The sequence below is a fragment of the Roseateles sp. P5_E8 genome, from assembly GCF_054177665.1.
The window spans coordinates 107680-123347 of sequence record NZ_JBGCUM010000007.1; the positions used below are offsets into that span (position 1 = coordinate 107680).

Genomic DNA, 15668 nt, shown 5'->3' on the forward strand with positions numbered 1-15668 from the left:
CAGCACTCCGGGGCAACCCCGGGGGTTCTCGATGTCGCGTCCAGCAGGGCGTGAAGCTCGGGGCGCTCTGCGCCCTACACCTCACGCATCACCCGTCGCTCGGGCAGCGTGCCGCACCTTTTTGTCGCAGGGAGATGACGGGTGAACACAGCCCGCAACATGACCGCCCGGGCCTTGGCCCGCGCGATGCTGGCCAGCCCGCATGAGGCGAGCGGCCTGGCGGCGCGCATGGCCGTCTGCCTGGATGCCCGCCCGCCCTGGCTCGCCGTGCTGGCGCAGGCGATGGCGCGTGTGCCGGGCGAGGTCTGGCGGCGGCTGGAGGTGGCGACGCTGGCCGAGCGTGTCGAGGCGCACGATGCCTTTGCCCAAGCCTGGCGCAGCGAGGCGCGGCCGGTCGCCCGCCACTGGCTGCTGTGCCCGCCCGATGACCTGGCCGCCGCACCGGCCGGCCTGGATCGCCCGCACTGGCCCACCGTCGGCGCGCTGGCGCGCGGCCTGGGGATGACGCCCGCCGGCCTGTGGCGGCTGACGCTGCCCGCCGACTGGCAGCGCCGTCGCCCTCTGGTGCAGCAGCACTACCGCCAGCATCTGCTGCCCAAGCGCGGCGAGGGCGCCGGCTGGCGGCTGCTGGAGGTGCCCGAGCCGCATCTGCGCGCCATCCAGCGTCGCTTGCTCGGCCAGTTGCTGAACGGCCTGCCGCCGCACGAGGCCGCCTTTGGCTACACGCCGGGCCGCTCGGTCGTGCAGCACGCGGCCCGGCACACGGGCCAGGGCCGGGTCTTACGCTTCGACCTGAGCGACTTCTTCTCGACGGTGCGCGCCGCGCGCATCCACGCCCTCTTCAAGACACTGGGCTACTCCACCGCAATCGCCCGCGCGCTGACCGCGCTGTGCACCACGTCCACGCCCGAAGCCTGGTTGCGCGCCGAGCCGCGCCTGAGCTGGCCGCAGCGCCAGCGGCTGCGCGACGCCCACCTGCCTCAGGGCGCACCGACCTCGCCCGCGCTGGCCAACCTCTGCGCCTTCGCTCTGGACGCGCGCCTCAATGGCCTGGCGGAGTCCTTCGGCGCGCGCTACAGCCGCTACGCCGACGACCTCGTCATCTCCGGCCCGGCCACGCTGCCCATGCGCCAGATTGCCGCCTGGGTCGCGGCCGTCGCCGCGGACGAGGGCTTTGCCGTGAACCCACGCAAGACGCGCAGCCTCGGCACCGCGCAGCGGCAATCGGTCTGCGGCATCGTCGTCAACGAGCGGCCCAACCTGCCGCGCGACGAGTTCGACCGGCTCAAGGCCACGCTGCATCGCTGCGTCGTCGACGGCCCCGCCGGCCAGAACCGCGACGGCCATGCCGACTGGCGGGCCCACCTGCAGGGCCGCGTCGCCTGGGCTACTCAGCTCAATGCTGTCAAGGCGCAAAAACTCAAGGTCTTGCTCGACCAGGTCAATTGGAATCGCTGAGGCCGCGCAGGTAGTCCAGCCCCGCCGCGCCACGCGCGCCCCACCAGCTCAGCAGCTCGCCATCGACCAGCTGCACCCGCGCCTGCGGGCACAGCGCCTGCGCCTCGGCGACGTGCGCAGGGCCGAAGCGGTAGGGCTCGGAGCTGAGCAGCACGCGGTCGATGTGGCGCAGCCAGGCTTCGTCGCCCGTCAGCGCCGGGTAGCGGCCCGCGCCGTGCTCGCCGCCAGGCACGTCGGGCCAGCTGCGCCAGCGGGCCTCCGCCAGCAGCGTCGAGATGTAGGTGTCGCGCGCCACGGTCATCCAGGGCTCGCGCCAGATCAGGTAGAGCACGTTCTCGCCGGGCCAGGCCTGCTCGCGGCAGCGGGCCAGCGCAGCGCTGAACTCGGCCGACAGCGCTGCTGCGCGCTCGTTCACGCCGGGCTGGCCGGCAAAGGCGGCGCGCAGCTGCTCGAACAGCGCCAGGTTGTCCTCGGGCCGGCTCGGGTGGGTGACGATGACCTCGGGCACGAACTCCCCGAAACCTTGAAGGATGGCCTCGGCCGTCTCCCGCCGGTTCTCGTCGACGTTGACGACCACATGCGTCGGCGCCAGCCGCCGCAGCTTGGGGAGATTCACGTCCTTGGTGCCGCCGACCTTGGGCACGTCCCTTACCGCCTCGGCCGGGTGGATGCAGAAGCCCGTGCGGGCGACCAGGCAAGGCCCCAGCCCCAGCGCCACCAGCGTCTCCGTCGCGCTCGGCACAAGGGAAGCAATCCGTGGCGTCATTCGTGCTCGGTCAACGCCAGATACACCGCGCAGCAGCCACGCAGCCACACCAGCGTCGGCAGCACCAGCGCCAGCGCAAAGACGATGCCGCCGCCGATCAGCGCCGCCAAGCCCAGGTTGCCGCCTTCCAGCGCCATGCCGTTGGCGCCGAGGCCGCGCGGCCCCAGGCCCATGACGCCGGCCAGCAGCTGGCGCGCCGGCAGCTCGATGCCCGCACCCAGGATGGCGAGGCCCGCCAGCAGCTTGCCGCCGGTGACGACGACAAAGCTGACCGCAGCGGTCGTCAGCGCGACCAGCAGGTAGACGGCCGCCATCAGCAGGGCCGTTTCCGGCAGGCCGTGGCGCAGCCGCCCGCGCATGAAAGCCAGCACGCCGGTGCTGTGCCGCCCGGCCCAGACCGCCGGCCCGGCCAGCGGCCCGACCAGGACGACGACCACGAACGCCAGCCCGCCCAGCAGCAGCACGCCGGCCGGCAGCACCACTGCCAGCAGCGGCGCGCCCACCCAGGGCCAGCGCGTCGCCCACAGCAGCGCGGCCAGCACCGCCACGCCGGCGGCGGCCAGCGCCACGCAGGCCAGCAGGGCCAGCAGCACGCGGTGGCCGCTGCGCAGCGCATCGGCAAGGGCGTCTTGCGGGTCGCGCACCGGCAGGCCGCGGGCCTGGTCCATCAGCATCAGGCCGGTCGCGTTGACGCCGAAAAAGGCGACAGCCAGCGCCAGGCCCATCCACAGCGCGCTGAGCAGCTCCTCGCTGCGGGCGAGTGCCGACTGCGCCATCGCCAGCAGCAGGCCGGCCGCGCAGAAGCCCGCCAGCAGCGCATATAGGGCTCGGAGGTTGCGGGGCGCGTCAATGCTGGCGAGGACGCGGGCGAGGGCAGGCAGCAGGGGAAAAGTCATTGGGCCGGGATGGTAGCGATGACGCGAACATGAGAAACGGGACCCGCCAGGGTTTGTGCTAGCTCTGAAAAACAACACTGACCGGAGGGGCGCCGTGCAATCTTTACCTTCGCCACCATAATGATTCGCCTGTGTCTGGACGCCGCACCTCGCTGAATGGTTCACGATGGGTTGAAGCTCCACATGGTTTTTTTGGTTTTGAGTAGAGAAGGGCTTCCCCATGGGAAACAAGCTTTATGTGGGCAATCTGGCCTACAGCGTGCGTGACGAATCGTTGCAAGAGTCGTTCGGTCAGTTTGGTACGGTGACCTCCGCAAAGGTCATGATGGACCGCGAGACGGGCCGTTCCAAGGGTTTCGGTTTCGTCGAAATGGGTTCTGACGCTGAGGCTCAAGCAGCCATCAACGGCATGAACGGTCAGGCCCTCGAAGGCCGCGCGATCGTGGTCAACGAGGCTCGTCCTCGTGAAGAGCGTCCGGGCGGCTTCGGCGGTGGCGGCGGTGGCCGTTCCGGCGGTGGCGGCTTCGGCGGCGGCGGTGGCGGCAGCTACGGCGGCGGTGGTGGCTACGGCGGTGGTGGCGGTGGCCGCTCCGGCGGTGGCGGCGGCTACGGCGGCGGTGGCAGCACCGGCGGTGGTGGTGGTGGCTACGGCGGCGGCGGCGGTGGCCGTTCCGGCGGTGGTGGCGGCTACGGCGGTGGCGGCGGTGGCCGTTCCGGCGGTGGCGGCGGCTACGGCGGTGGTGGCGGCTACGGCGGCGGCGGCGGTGGCCGTTCCGGCGGTGGCGGCGGCTACGGTGGTGGCAGCTACTAAGTCCTGCTGACCCAGCACAAATGAACAAGGCGCCTTCGGGCGCCTTGTTTCGTTTTGCGGGCAACTGGCGGGCTGCTTGCGGCCCAGCGCCGGGCCGCTCCCAAGCCGGCCCGCCTTTGGCGATGCTGGCCGGTCAATCCGGCCAGCATCGACGCCCCCCAGGGGGACCGACCAGACACGCCCGCGTTCAGCGGGGCGCGACTGGGCGAGGGGCTTCAATACCCCAATGCGAGCTTGGCAAAGAGTTCGCGGCGGCGCAGTTGGCCGGGGCGCTCGCTGGCCCGGTTCAGGCCGACGCTGAGAATGCGCGACAGGCCGACGCGGTGCTGGAACATCAGCGCCAGTTGCCGGTCCCGGCTGTCGTCCGCAGCGAGGCTGGCGGCGGCGTCCAGGCGGCGCGTGAAGTGGGTCTGCTGGTGGATGAGGCGCAGCGAGTCGCGCGGGCTCAGGTGCAGCACGACCAGGCTCTGCGCGCTGCGGTCCGTGAAGGCGCGTTGCCCGTTCGGGGCGTCGACATAACCCAGGCCCAGGCGCTGCTCGAACTCCAGCCACAGCCCTGCCGGCAGCGGCGCCCGCAGCTTGGCTTCCAGTTGCGCCTGCAGGCCCAGGCCGACGCGGTCGGCTTCCACATCCAGGCGCCGGCCCCAGTCGACCTCGGCATTGACATAACTCAGCAGTTCACTGGGGTTGGATTCGAAGCCCAGCTGCAGCGTGCGCGTCTGGTGCAGCTGGCCGCCACTCCTGGCGCGGTGCTGGTCCAGGCCGACATGGCCCCAGACGCCGGTGTTGCGGGCTGCGGCGAACCAGAAGCCGGGCTGGAAGAGACGTTCCACGACCTGGCCAGCGGCGACGCCGAGCAGCGAGTCGGCCAGCGTGCGCGTCTCCTGGACCTTGAGCTGCAGCTCGCTGTCGTGCATGTCAACGCCGATCAGTTCGCGCGGGCCCATGCGCAGATAGCCGAAGGCCGAGGCGCGGCGCACGCCACTCTGGTTGACGAAGCCGTTGTCGTTGGCGAAGCGCGCGCTGATCTCCTCGACGTTGACGTTGGCGACCCAGTCGGCATCCTTGTGGCGCCAGCCCAGCCAGGCGCGGTGACCGCGCTGGCGCGAGAGGCGCAGCACCTGGCCGGCTTCGTCCAGCCCCAGCGTCGTGCCCGACAGCAGCAGGTGGCCGCGCCACTGGTCGCTGTCGCCCGCGCGCCAGACGCCGTCGCTGCCAACGACTTGGGTGGCGAGGCCGCTGCCGAAGTCGCGCTGCGACACCAGGCCGGCCAAGCCCAGGCTGCCCAGCTGCATGCGGCCGCGCGCAAAGCTGGCCTGAGAGCCCTCGGGCTGCAGGCCGCTGCGCGTGGCGAAGGCACCGGCCCGCAAGACCTGGCCCCCGCCGGCGTCGTGCAGGCTCAGCGCAGTGGCCTCGGCACCAGCGCCGCGCCAGGTGGCCCGCAGGCCCCAGTCGGGGTCGGTGATGGCGCGGGTGTAGAAGGCCGCGAGGCTGCGGTTCTCGCCGGTTTCGTCGGGCTGGGTCGGGCCGACGACGTCGGCGCTCTCCAGGAAGAAGGGGCGTTTCTCCGGCACGCTGAGGGCGAAGCGGGTGTTGCCGGCGAGCTGGGGTGCGTCCAGCTCGACCTGGGAGAAATCGGGGTTGAGCGTCGCGTCGATGACCCAGTCGGCGCGTGGCCGCCACTTGAACTCGGCACCGAGGCTGGCCTTGCGGCTGCGGCGCGTGCCGGCCTCGTCGCTGTCGCGCGTGGCGCGTAGCGTCAGCTCGGGGCGCAAGGCGATGAAGCTGCGCTCGCGCACCTGCTCCACCAGGTCGGCCAGGCCCTCCAGCGGCTGCAGCTCGGCGATGAAGCTGAGCGCGTCCTTCGTGAGCGCCGGCGCGCTGACGTCGAGCGTGCGGTCCTCGCGCGGGATGTTGCGCGCCACCATGACGCGCCAGGGCGCGCCGTCCGAGTGTGGGAACCTGAGCGCTGCAAGCGGCCAGCGCAGCTCGACGCTGTAGCCGTCGGACAGGCGCATGGCAGCGGCTTCGACGTCGAAGTCGGGCGCCGTGTCCTCGCTGTCTTCCTCGGCCGCGAACAGGCCGTCCTCGACGGCGCCGGCCGCGCTGATGCGCACGTATTGCGCGGTGCGGCGGTGGCCAACGGGGTCGATGAAGACGGAGACGAAGTCCTGGTCGGCCTTGACCTGGTCGCGCCGGGCCAGCGGCGCGCGGATGCGGCCCGGCTCGGGATYCCAGGCGCGGATGCCGAAGACCAGGGCGTCGCCGGTGACGACGACCTGCACGGTGGTGCGCCAGCGCGCGGGTTGCTTGTCGGCGGGCAGGAATTGCGCAAAGCGCTCGTAGACCGGGGCGCGCTGCCAGGCGTCGTCGGCGAGGCGGCCATCGATGGCGGGTGCGGCATCCCCGGAGGCGAGGCGCAACGCGGTGGGATTGGCCCAGACGGGCAGGGCCAGGGCGCACAGGCCCAGGCCGAGGAGAGGGAATCTCATGGCGGAAATCGAAGCGATGACGCCGCGGCCCGATGGGCTGTGCGGCGGGAGCATGTGAGCCCGCTCTGTTCGGGCTTGCGGGCTGGCGGGCGGCGCTGAAGCGGGTCAGCGCACGGGCACTAGCAGGGGTGAAGCACCTTGGCCATGATGTCCTCCTCAGTCGCCTGATGCGACGCTCGGTTCGAAGGCGCGCAGTTTAGCCACGGCGCGTGCGCGCTGGCTACTCGCTCGCGCGCTTCTTGCGCGGCCGGCTGGCCAGCAGCCGGTCATACAGCGCGTTAGGCAACAGGCGCAGCAGCTTGGCCACCACGCCCATCTGCCAGGGGATGACGCGGTAGCTGACCTGGGCGCGGATGGCACGCACGGCCTGGTCGGCGAAGTCGTCGACGGGCATCAGGAAGGGCATGCTGTAGCGGTTGCCGCGCGTCAGTGGCGTGTCGATGTAGCCGGGCAGCAGCGTGACGACCTTGACGCCGAAAGGCCGGCATTCGCCTCTGAGGCTTTCGCAGTAGGCGACGACGGCGGCCTTGCTGGCCGAGTAGGCGCCATGCCCCGGCAGGCCGCGGATGGCCGCCACGCTGGCCACGCCCACCAGCGTGCCCGAGCCGCGCTCGTTCATCGCCGCGACGAAGGGGTGAAAGGTGGCGGCCAGGCCGACGTTGTTGGTGGCAAAGGTGCGGCGCATCACGTCGAGATCGTCGAACTGGGCCGTGTCCATGCCGATGCTGATGCCGGCATTGGCGATGACGACATCGGGCAGGCCTTGCTGTGCGATGCAGTCGCGACCGGTGCGGGCCATGGCGTTGTCGTCGGCGACGTCGGCGCCGTAGACCTTGAAGCGCGCGGCGTCGAGCTTCTGCTCTGTGGCCCAGCGCTCAACCTCGGCGGTGCGGCGGGCCACCAGCGCCAGGCGGGCGCCGTCCTGGTAGTAGCGCAGCGCCAGCGCCTGGCCGATGCCGCTGGACGCGCCGGTGATGAAGACGAGTTCAGTCATTTCCTGGGTCGCGACGTGATCTGGCCCTGGGCCTTGCCGCTGAAGCTGACCTGGCCGGTCAGGTGCCGGTACTCGAAGTTCTGCGTGTTCATCGTCGTGCCGCCCTGGCGGATGGTCACGGGCAGGTGGGAGCGCAGGACCTCGCTGTTGGACAGGGCTTGCAGGAACTCGCCGCGCACTTCCATCAGGGCCGGGTCGTTCTCGCCGGCACCGGGCGGCAGGCGGCGCAGGCGCACGTCGCCCAGCAGCTGCATGTCGCTGCCGTCGCCGTTGCTGATGGCGCGTTTGGCTTCGGCGATGGCCAGGCTGCCGTCGGGCGACACGGCGCGCACGCGGGCCTGGTCGATCTCGACGGTGTCGGTATCGGGGTAGTGGCGCAGCTCGGCGCCGGCGATCTGCACATTGAGCCGGCCGTCGGCGCCGATGCGCTGGATCTCGAATTTAGCCATGCGGTAGTCGGGCTCATGGCGCGGCGCGGCGGGAGCGCCGGGGTCGTCCAGCAGCGGCGTGTTCTTCACCAGCCACCAAGTGCCGCTGGCCAGAAAAGCCATCAGCAGAAGCGGCAGGTAGTTGGACAGCAGGCTCTGAACGCGCCACAGCCAGGGCTGGGCGGGGCGGCGGCTTGGCGTCGGCGCGGGCAGGGCCGGAGTCAAGCAGCGCCCCCGTCGAGCGTGCGATGGTGGGCGTGCAGCAGGCGCTCGTAGTGGCCAGCGGCCATCAGCAGCAGATCGCAGAACTCGCGAGCCGCGCCGTAACCGGCCGGGGCGCGCGTGACGTGGTGGGCGATGGCCAGCACCTCGGCATGGGCGCCGGGCGGGGCGCAGGCAAAGCCGGCGCGGGCCAGCAACGGCAGGTCGGGCCAGTCGTCGCCGATGGCGGCAACCTCGCCCCAGCTGGCGCCGAGTTGGGCCAGCAGCGGTTCGGCGGCGGCGAGCTTGTCGCTGATGCCGTAGAGCGCATGGGTCAGGCCCAGGTCGGCGACGCGGCGGCGCACGGCGGGGCTGTCGCGGCCGGTGATGACGACCGGCGTGATGCCCACCTGCTGCAGCGACTTCAGACCGTGGCCGTCCAGCGTCGAGAAGGCCTTGAAGGCCTCGCCGCTGTCGCCGATGTAGATGCGGCCGTCGGTCAGCACGCCGTCGACGTCGAAGATCGCGAGCTTGACAGAAAGGCCGGTGCCTTGTGCCTTGACGAGGAGTTCTGGAGGAAAGGTCAGCGCGGCCATTTCAGATCACCTTGGCGCGCATCAGGTCGTTGATGCTGATGGCGCCGAGAAGGCGCTTGTCGGCGTCGGTGACGAGGACGACGGTGATGCGCGCGGCTTCCATCAGGTCGGCGGCGTCCACGGCCAGCGCGTCGGCGCCGACGGTGCGCGGCCTGGGGTGGGCAACCTCGGCGGCGGTCAGCGCGCGCAGGTCGCGGCCCTGCTCAACGAGGCGGCGCAGGTCGCCGTCGGTGAAGATGCCTTGCACGCGGTCGTCGGCATCGACGATGACCGCCATGCCCAGGGCCTTGGCCGACATCTCGCGCATCAGGTCGGTGAAGGGCGTGTCGGCCGCCACGCGGGGCAGGGCGTCGCCGCTGCGCATCAGGTCGCGCACATGCGTCAGCAGCTTGCGGCCCAGCGCGCCACCGGGGTGGGAGCGGGCAAAGTCCTCGGCCTTGAAGCCGCGCGCGTCAAGCAGCGCCACGGCCAGCGCGTCGCCCAGGGCCATCTGCGCCGTGGTGCTGGCGGTGGGGGCGAGTTGCAGCGGGCAGGCCTCCTCGGCCACGGCGCTGTCGAGCACGACCTCGGCATGGGCGGCCAGGCTGGACTCGGGCCGGCCGGTCATGGCGATGACCGGGATGTCCAGGCGCTTGAGCACCGGCAGGATGGCGTTCAGCTCATCGCTCTCGCCGGAGTTGGACAGGGCCAGCACGATGTCGCCGGCCGTCACCATGCCCAGGTCGCCATGCGCGGCCTCGGCGGGGTGGATGAACAGGGCCGGCGTGCCGGTGGAGGCCAGCGTGGCGGCGATCTTGCGGCCGACGTGGCCGCTCTTGCCCATGCCCATGACGGCCACGCGGCCCGTGCAGGCAAGGATGGCCTGCACGGCGCGGGCGAAGGATTCGCCCAGGCGGGGCGCCAGCTCGGCCAGGGCGCGGGCCTCGACCTCAAGCGCCTGGCGACCGATGCGGATGGCGCTCTCGGCAGCAAACTCGGAAGAACTCATGCGGGCAGTGTAGACAAGGGCCCCGGCGCGCCAGGGCTGGCGTGACATGCGGCCGTATTCGGGTCTATCCCGGGTCAAACGGCCAGCCAGATGCAAGCGAACCGCCCCGCGCGTCAGGACAATCCGGCGCCATGCAGCCCAGCCTTGCCCCACGTCTCGCGCGCGTCGCCTTGCCGGCCCGCGTCTGGGCCCTGGCCCTGGGCCTGGTGGCGCCGCTGGCCTGGGACGCCAGCGGCCTGGACCTGTGGGCCATGCGCCAGGTGGGCCACGCGGCGGGCTTTGCGCTGCGCGACAGTTTCTTCACCACCCAGGTGGTTCACCAGGGTGGCCGCATGCTGTCCTGGGCCGTGATGGCCTTCATCGTGCTCGTCAACCTGTGGCCCGCGCTGCTGCCCCGGCTGAGCCGGCGCGACCGCCTCAGCTGGCTGCTGATCACCCTGCTCTGCCTGGCCGTGGTGTCGCTCATCAAGCGCGCCAGCCTGACGAGCTGCCCCTGGGACCTGGCCGAGTTCGGCGGCACGGCGCACTACGTGTCGCACTGGGCCTTTGGCCTGCACGACGGCGGCGGCGGGCATTGCTTCCCGTCCGGCCATGCCAGTGCGGCCTTCGCATTCTTGAGCGGCGGCTGGGCGCTGGGGCGCGCCTACCCGCGCCTCGGCCGGGCCTGGCTGGTGGTCGTTGTCTCGCTCGGCGTCGTCTACGGGCTGGGCCAGATGCTGCGCGGTGCCCACTACCCCAGCCACACGATGTGGACGGCCTGGATCTGCTGGGCGCTGACGGTGGCGGCGACGTCCATCGGCCCCGGGCGGATTCGCCGAGGCGCTGTCACCGCCTGACACCAACTCCCGGGCGAGCACCGGGTTTGCAAAGGGTTTCCACGTTGATCTGCCGGGATCGCCAGTCCTAGACTGCCGCGACAAAAAGCAACACGGAGGAGACACCGTGCAGCGGACCGACATCTCGGACCCGGCCTATTTCCACAAGGTCGTCGATTGCCAGTGGGCCTGCCCCGCGCACACCCCCGTGCCGGAGTACATCCGCCTCATTGCCCAGGGGCGGCATGACGAGGCCTACTGGGTCAACTGGGTCAGCAACGTCTTCCCTGGCGTGCTGGGGCGGACCTGTGATCGGCCTTGCGAGCCGGCGTGTCGGCGCGGTCGCGTCGAGGAGAAGCAGGCGGCCAAGCCGGAGCCGGTGGCCATCTGCCGGCTGAAGAGGGTCGCGGCGGACAACAAGACGGACGAGTTCCGCGCCATGCTGCCCAAGCCGGCGGCGCGCAACGGCAAACGGGTGGCTTGCGTGGGCGCGGGGCCGGCCTCGCTGGCCGTGGCGCGAGACCTGGCACTGGAGGGCTATGCCGTCACCGTGTTCGACGGCGAGGCCAAGCCCGGCGGCTTCATCCGCACGCAGATCCCGCGCTTCCGGCTGCCCGAGCGCGTCATCGACGAGGAGTGCGGCTACATCCTCGGGCTGGGTGTGGAGTGGCGTTCGGGCCAGCGCATTGAATCGATGAAGGCGTTGCTGGCCGAGGGCTGGGATGCCGTCTTTGTCGGCTGCGGCGCGCCGCGCGGGCGCGACCTGGCGCTGCCGGGCCGGCAGGAGTCGGCGGCGCAGATCCACATCGGCATCGACTGGCTGGCCAGCGTGTCCTTCGGCCATGTGACGGCCGTGGCGCCGCGCGTCATCGTGCTGGGCGGCGGCAACACGGCGATGGACTGCTGCCGCTCGGCGCGTCGCCTGGGCGCGTCGTCGGTAACGGTCGCCGTGCGCAGCGGCTATGCGCAGATGAAGGCGTCGCCGTGGGAGAAGGAAGACGCCGAGCACGAGGGCATTCCCATCCTCGACTTCCATGTGCCGCTGGCCTTCGAGCATGTGGACGGCAAGTTGACCGGCATGCGCTTCAAGAAGGCACAGACCAGCGAGGAGATCGTCATCCCCTGCGACGAGGTGCTGATCGCCGTCGGCCAGGAGAACAGCTTCCCGTGGATAGAGCGCGACGCGGGCATTGCCTTCGGTGACGACGGCCTGCCGGTGCTGGATGCAAAGAGCTTTCAGTCCTCGCTGCCCCATGTCTTCTTCGGCGGCGACGCGGCCTTCGGCCCGAAGAACATCATCACCGCCGTCGCCCACGGTCATGAGGCCGCTGTCAGCATCGACCGCCTGCTGCACGGCGAGCCGGTCACGCAGCGCCCGCCACCACACGTCAACCTCGTGTCCCAGAAGATGGGCATCCACGAGTGGAGCTACGACAACGCCATCACCAACGACCTGCGCAGCAAGGTGCCGTGGACGGCGGCCAACATCGCGCTGGCCAGCATCAAGGTCGAGGTGGAACTGGGCTTCGATGCGGCCACCGCCTTCAAGGAGGCGCAGCGCTGCCTGAACTGCGACGTGCAGACGGTGTTCGCGCCCAAGCTCTGCATCGAGTGCGATGCCTGCGTGGACATCTGCCCGATGGACTGCATCACCTTCACCGACAACGGCGACGACCTGCGCGAGCGGCTGAACGCGCCGGCGCTGAACCTGATGCAGGACGTCTACGTCGAGGGTGGGCTGAAGACAGGCCGCATCATGGCCAAGGACGAGGACGTCTGCCTGCACTGCGGCCTGTGCGCCGAGCGCTGTCCGACCGGGGCCTGGGACATGCAGAAGTTCCTGCTCGTCACGGCCAAGGCGGGGGCTTCTTGCCGCGACCACACCAGCCGCAAGGAGGTGACGGTATGAGCCGCATCGAAGCCGTCAACGACTTCGTCGTCAAGTTCGCCAACGTCAACGGCTCGGGCTCGGCCTCGGCCAACGAGCTCTTCGCCCGCGCCATCCTGCGCATGGGCGTGCCGGTCAGCCCGCGCAACATCTTCCCGAGCAACATCCAGGGCCTGCCGACCTGGTACGAGGTGCGCGTCTGCGAGGCCGGCTGGCTGGGCCGGCGCGGCGGCGTGGACCTGATGGTGGCCATGAACCCGCAGACCTGGGCGCAAGACCTGGCCGAGATTCAGCCCGGCGGCTATCTGTTCTACGACTCGACCAAGCCGATGCCGGTCAGCGCATTCCGCCCGGACGTCCACGTCATCGGCATGCCCGCCACCGCCATCTGCAACGCGACCTACGACGTGCCGCGCGAGCGCACGCTGTTCAAGAACATCCTTGTGCTGGGGGCCTTGAGCGAGCTGATGGGCATCGAGGCGGCCGTCATCGAAAAGCTGTTTGCCGAGCAATACAAGGGCAAGGAGCGACTGCTGGACTCCAACGTCCGCGCGCTGCATGCGGGCCGCGAGTTCGCGCGGGATCACCTGTCCGTGCAGCCCTTCGGCCTGGCCGTGAAGCCGGCCAATGCGGTAGGCAACAAGGTCTTCCTGGAAGGCAATGCGGCGACGGCGCTGGGCTGTGTGTATGGCGGCGCTACGGTCTGCGCCTGGTATCCGATCACGCCGTCGTCGTCCGTCGCCGAGGCCTTCGAAAAATACGCGACCAAGTTCCGCACCGACCCGGAGACGGGCGAGAAGCGTTACGCCATCGTGCAGGCCGAGGACGAGATCGCCTCCATCGGCATCATCACCGGCGCCGGCTGGAACGGCGCGCGTGCGTTCACCTGCACGTCGGGGCCGGGCGTGTCGCTGATGACCGAGTTCCTGGGCCTGGCCTACTTCGCCGAGATCCCCTTCGTCGTCATCGACGTGCAGCGCGGCGGCCCCAGCACCGGCATGCCCACGCGCACGCAGCAGGCCGACCTGCTGAGCAGCGCCTACGCCTCGCACGGCGACACGCAACACGTGCTGCTGCTGCCCGAGGACCCGCACGAATGCTTCGAGTTCGCGGCCGTCTCGCTGGACCTGGCCGAGCGCCTGCAGACGCCCGTCTTCCTGATGAGCGACCTCGACATCGGCATGAACCAGCGCCTGTGCGCGCCGCTGGAGTGGGACGACACGCGCCGCTATGACCGCGGCAAGGTCATGAGCGCCGAGCAGCTCGAAGCCGGCAAGGAATTCGCCCGCTACAAGGACGTCGACGGCGACGGCATCCCCTGGCGCACGTTGCCCGGCACGCACGCGAGCAAGGGCGCCTACTTCACGCGCGGCACCACGCGCAACGAGGCCGCCATCTACTCCGAACGCGGCGAGGACTACCTGCGCAACGTCGAGCGGCTGCGCGCCAAGTTCGCCACCGCCGCGCTGCTGGCGCCGCAGCCACTGGTGCGCGCCGCCGCGCAGAAGACCAGCGTCGGCGTCCTCTACTTCGGCTCCACGGCGCCCGCCATGGACGAGGCGCTCGCCGCGCTGGCCGAGGCCGGCATCCACATCGACGCGATGCGCCTGCGCGCCTACCCGTTCCCGCCGTCGGTGGCGGAGTTCATCGCCGCGCACGACGCCGTCTTCGTCGTCGAGCAGAACCGCGATGCGCAGATGCGCCGCATGCTCGTCAACGAGCTGGAGGTGGCGCCCAAGCACCTCACGCCGGTGCTGCACTTCGACGGCACGCCCATCACGGCCCGCTTCATCACCGATGCGATCACGCGCCATGTGCACGCGCTGGCCACGGCCCCGAGGAGCACAACATGACCTACCTCGCGAAACCCAAGCTGCATCACCCCAGCCTGACCCGCAACGCCGTCGGCTACACGCGGCGCGACTACGAAGGCAAGGTCTCCACGCTGTGCGCCGGTTGCGGCCACGATTCCATCTCCAGCGCCATCGTGCAGGCTTGCTGGCAGCTGGACATCGAACCCCACCGCGTCGCCAAGTTGAGCGGCATCGGCTGCTCCAGCAAGACGCCCGACTACTTCCTCGGCGCCAGCCACGGCTTCAACACCGTGCATGGCCGCATGCCCAGCGTGCTGACAGGCGCCTACCTCGCCAACCGCGATCTGCTCTACCTGGGCGTGTCGGGCGATGGTGACTCCGCCTCCATCGGCCTGGGCCAGTTCGCCCACGCCATGCGGCGCGGCGTGCGCATGGTCTACATCGTCGAGAACAACGGCGTCTACGGCCTCACCAAGGGCCAGTTCAGCGCCACGGCCGACAAGGGCTCGGTTGCCAAGAAGGGCGCGACCAACAACGACGCCGCCATCGACCTCGCCGCGCTGGCCCTGCAGCTTGGCGCGACGTTCGTTGCGCGCAGTTTCTCGGGCGACAAGGCGCAACTCGTGCCGCTGATCGAAGGCGCCATCCGCCACGGTGGCGCGGCCTTCATCGACGTCATCAGCCCCTGCGTCGCCTTCAACAACCACGCCGGCTCGACGCGCAGTTATGACCATGTGCGCGAGCACAACGAGGCGCTCAACCGCATCGACTTCATTGACCTGGCGGCCGAGCAGGTCGCGCCGCCTGCGGCCGACGTCATTGACGTGCCGCAGGCCGACGGCAGCACGCTGCGGCTGAGAAAGATGGCGCCCGACTACGACCCCACCGACCGCCTCGGCGCGATGAATGCGATGCAGCGCTTTGCGGCGGGCGGCGAGATTGCGACCGGCCTGCTCTACGTCGACCCGACGGCCAAGGACTGGCATGCCGCGCAACGCACGGCGGCCCTGCCGCTCAACGGGCTTGGTGAAAAAGACCTCTGCCCGGGTGCCGCCGCGCTCGTGAGGATCAACGCGGGCTTGAGATAGTCGCCTATATCGACATCGCGGCCCGGGTCACCCCGGAGAGTGTTTTCCTGTATCGAAGTCCTGTGGTTGACGCCTAGTCTTGGAGCGCTTGGGCGCGCGTCTGCGTCGTTACCTAGAGGGACTTCGGTCCGAGGAGGTTGTTGAACCTCTGCCTGTTTTGCTCCTGAACTGGAGGAGCTGAAGAACCGCCGGGGGTGTGGACACCCCGTCGGAGCACGAGTAACCAGAGAGTTAGCTCGCCACGCTTCTGTCCTGGATTCGCAGCCGGTTGGAGCCTCCGATGGGGAGGCGCTGTGAGAAAGGATGCCTTCAATGGCCAAGCAGCAACGACGTCCGAGCCGTCGGCGAGTGTCGAAGGACAGCATTTGGGCAAGGCTGGAGTTGGTTCTGAGAACCGTCGCCAGCGTGGGCTGGCTCATCAAGACCTTTTGGG

13 protein-coding genes are annotated in these 15668 nt (G+C 70.2%); 6 read left to right on the forward strand and 7 right to left on the reverse strand.

Translation table 11 applies throughout. The features are described 5' to 3' along the window. The first annotated feature begins 141 nt into the window (after positions 1-141). Positions 142-1458, forward strand: a complete 1317-nt coding sequence (locus tag ACXRVZ_RS06175; protein WP_457418727.1) for a reverse transcriptase family protein — start codon at positions 142-144, stop codon at positions 1456-1458. Here the strand turns inward: ACXRVZ_RS06175 and ACXRVZ_RS06180 are convergent. Both ACXRVZ_RS06180 and ACXRVZ_RS06185 read right to left on the reverse strand, forming a co-directional pair. Continuing rightward, positions 1442-2224 carry a helical backbone metal receptor gene (locus tag ACXRVZ_RS06180; protein ID WP_457418729.1) on the reverse strand — a complete coding sequence of 261 codons (783 nt, stop codon included), beginning with the start codon at positions 2222-2224 and terminating at the stop codon, positions 1442-1444. The genes ACXRVZ_RS06175 and ACXRVZ_RS06180 overlap by 17 nt on opposite strands. Further along, entirely contained in the window at positions 2221-3120 is a 900-nt protein-coding gene (locus tag ACXRVZ_RS06185) for a hypothetical protein (protein ID WP_457418731.1), read from the reverse strand. Before ACXRVZ_RS06185 ends, ACXRVZ_RS06180 begins: the two co-directional genes overlap by 4 nt. Positions 3121-3340: 220 nt before the next feature. Between ACXRVZ_RS06185 and ACXRVZ_RS06190 the strand changes: the two genes are divergently transcribed. Further along, positions 3341-3931, forward strand: coding sequence for an RNA recognition motif domain-containing protein (locus tag ACXRVZ_RS06190; RefSeq protein WP_457418733.1), 591 nt, complete (start codon positions 3341-3343; stop codon positions 3929-3931). A 215-nt stretch (positions 3932-4146) separates the two neighbouring features. Here the strand turns inward: ACXRVZ_RS06190 and ACXRVZ_RS06195 are convergent, their stop codons facing one another. The 5 genes from ACXRVZ_RS06195 to ACXRVZ_RS06215 form a co-directional block, all read right to left on the reverse strand. Further along, positions 4147-6423, reverse strand: a complete 2277-nt coding sequence (locus ACXRVZ_RS06195; protein WP_458232244.1) for a DUF5916 domain-containing protein — start codon at positions 6421-6423, stop codon at positions 4147-4149. A gap of 220 nt (positions 6424-6643) precedes the next feature. Next, positions 6644-7417, reverse strand: a complete 774-nt coding sequence (locus tag ACXRVZ_RS06200) for an SDR family oxidoreductase (protein ID WP_457418737.1) — start codon at positions 7415-7417, stop codon at positions 6644-6646. After that, complete coding sequence (lptC, locus tag ACXRVZ_RS06205; RefSeq protein WP_457418739.1) at positions 7414-8070, reverse strand: LPS export ABC transporter periplasmic protein LptC; 657 nt, start codon at positions 8068-8070, stop codon at positions 7414-7416. Before lptC ends, ACXRVZ_RS06200 begins: the two co-directional genes overlap by 4 nt. Then, entirely contained in the window at positions 8067-8642 is a 576-nt protein-coding gene (locus tag ACXRVZ_RS06210) for a KdsC family phosphatase (RefSeq protein WP_457418741.1), read from the reverse strand. The genes lptC and ACXRVZ_RS06210 overlap by 4 nt, the downstream gene beginning before the upstream one ends. A gap of 1 nt (position 8643) precedes the next feature. Continuing rightward, positions 8644-9630 carry a KpsF/GutQ family sugar-phosphate isomerase gene (locus ACXRVZ_RS06215; RefSeq protein ID WP_457418743.1) on the reverse strand — a complete coding sequence of 329 codons (987 nt, stop codon included), beginning with the start codon at positions 9628-9630 and terminating at the stop codon, positions 8644-8646. Between the two features lie 131 nt (positions 9631-9761). Between ACXRVZ_RS06215 and ACXRVZ_RS06220 the strand changes: the two genes are divergently transcribed. The 4 genes from ACXRVZ_RS06220 (at position 9762) to ACXRVZ_RS06235 (ending at position 15235) form a co-directional block, all read left to right on the forward strand. Further along, positions 9762-10466 carry a phosphatase PAP2 family protein gene (locus tag ACXRVZ_RS06220; RefSeq protein WP_457418745.1) on the forward strand — a complete coding sequence of 235 codons (705 nt, stop codon included), beginning with the start codon at positions 9762-9764 and terminating at the stop codon, positions 10464-10466. A 106-nt stretch (positions 10467-10572) separates the two neighbouring features. Continuing rightward, complete coding sequence (locus tag ACXRVZ_RS06225) at positions 10573-12354, forward strand: FAD-dependent oxidoreductase (RefSeq protein ID WP_457418747.1); 1782 nt, start codon at positions 10573-10575, stop codon at positions 12352-12354. Beyond that, positions 12351-14186, forward strand: a complete 1836-nt coding sequence (locus ACXRVZ_RS06230) for a 2-oxoacid:acceptor oxidoreductase subunit alpha (protein WP_457418749.1) — start codon at positions 12351-12353, stop codon at positions 14184-14186. The genes ACXRVZ_RS06225 and ACXRVZ_RS06230 overlap by 4 nt, the downstream gene beginning before the upstream one ends. Next, positions 14183-15235 carry a 2-oxoacid:ferredoxin oxidoreductase subunit beta gene (locus ACXRVZ_RS06235; RefSeq protein ID WP_457418751.1) on the forward strand — a complete coding sequence of 351 codons (1053 nt, stop codon included), beginning with the start codon at positions 14183-14185 and terminating at the stop codon, positions 15233-15235. Before ACXRVZ_RS06230 ends, ACXRVZ_RS06235 begins: the two co-directional genes overlap by 4 nt. The last annotated feature ends 433 nt before the right edge of the window (positions 15236-15668 follow it).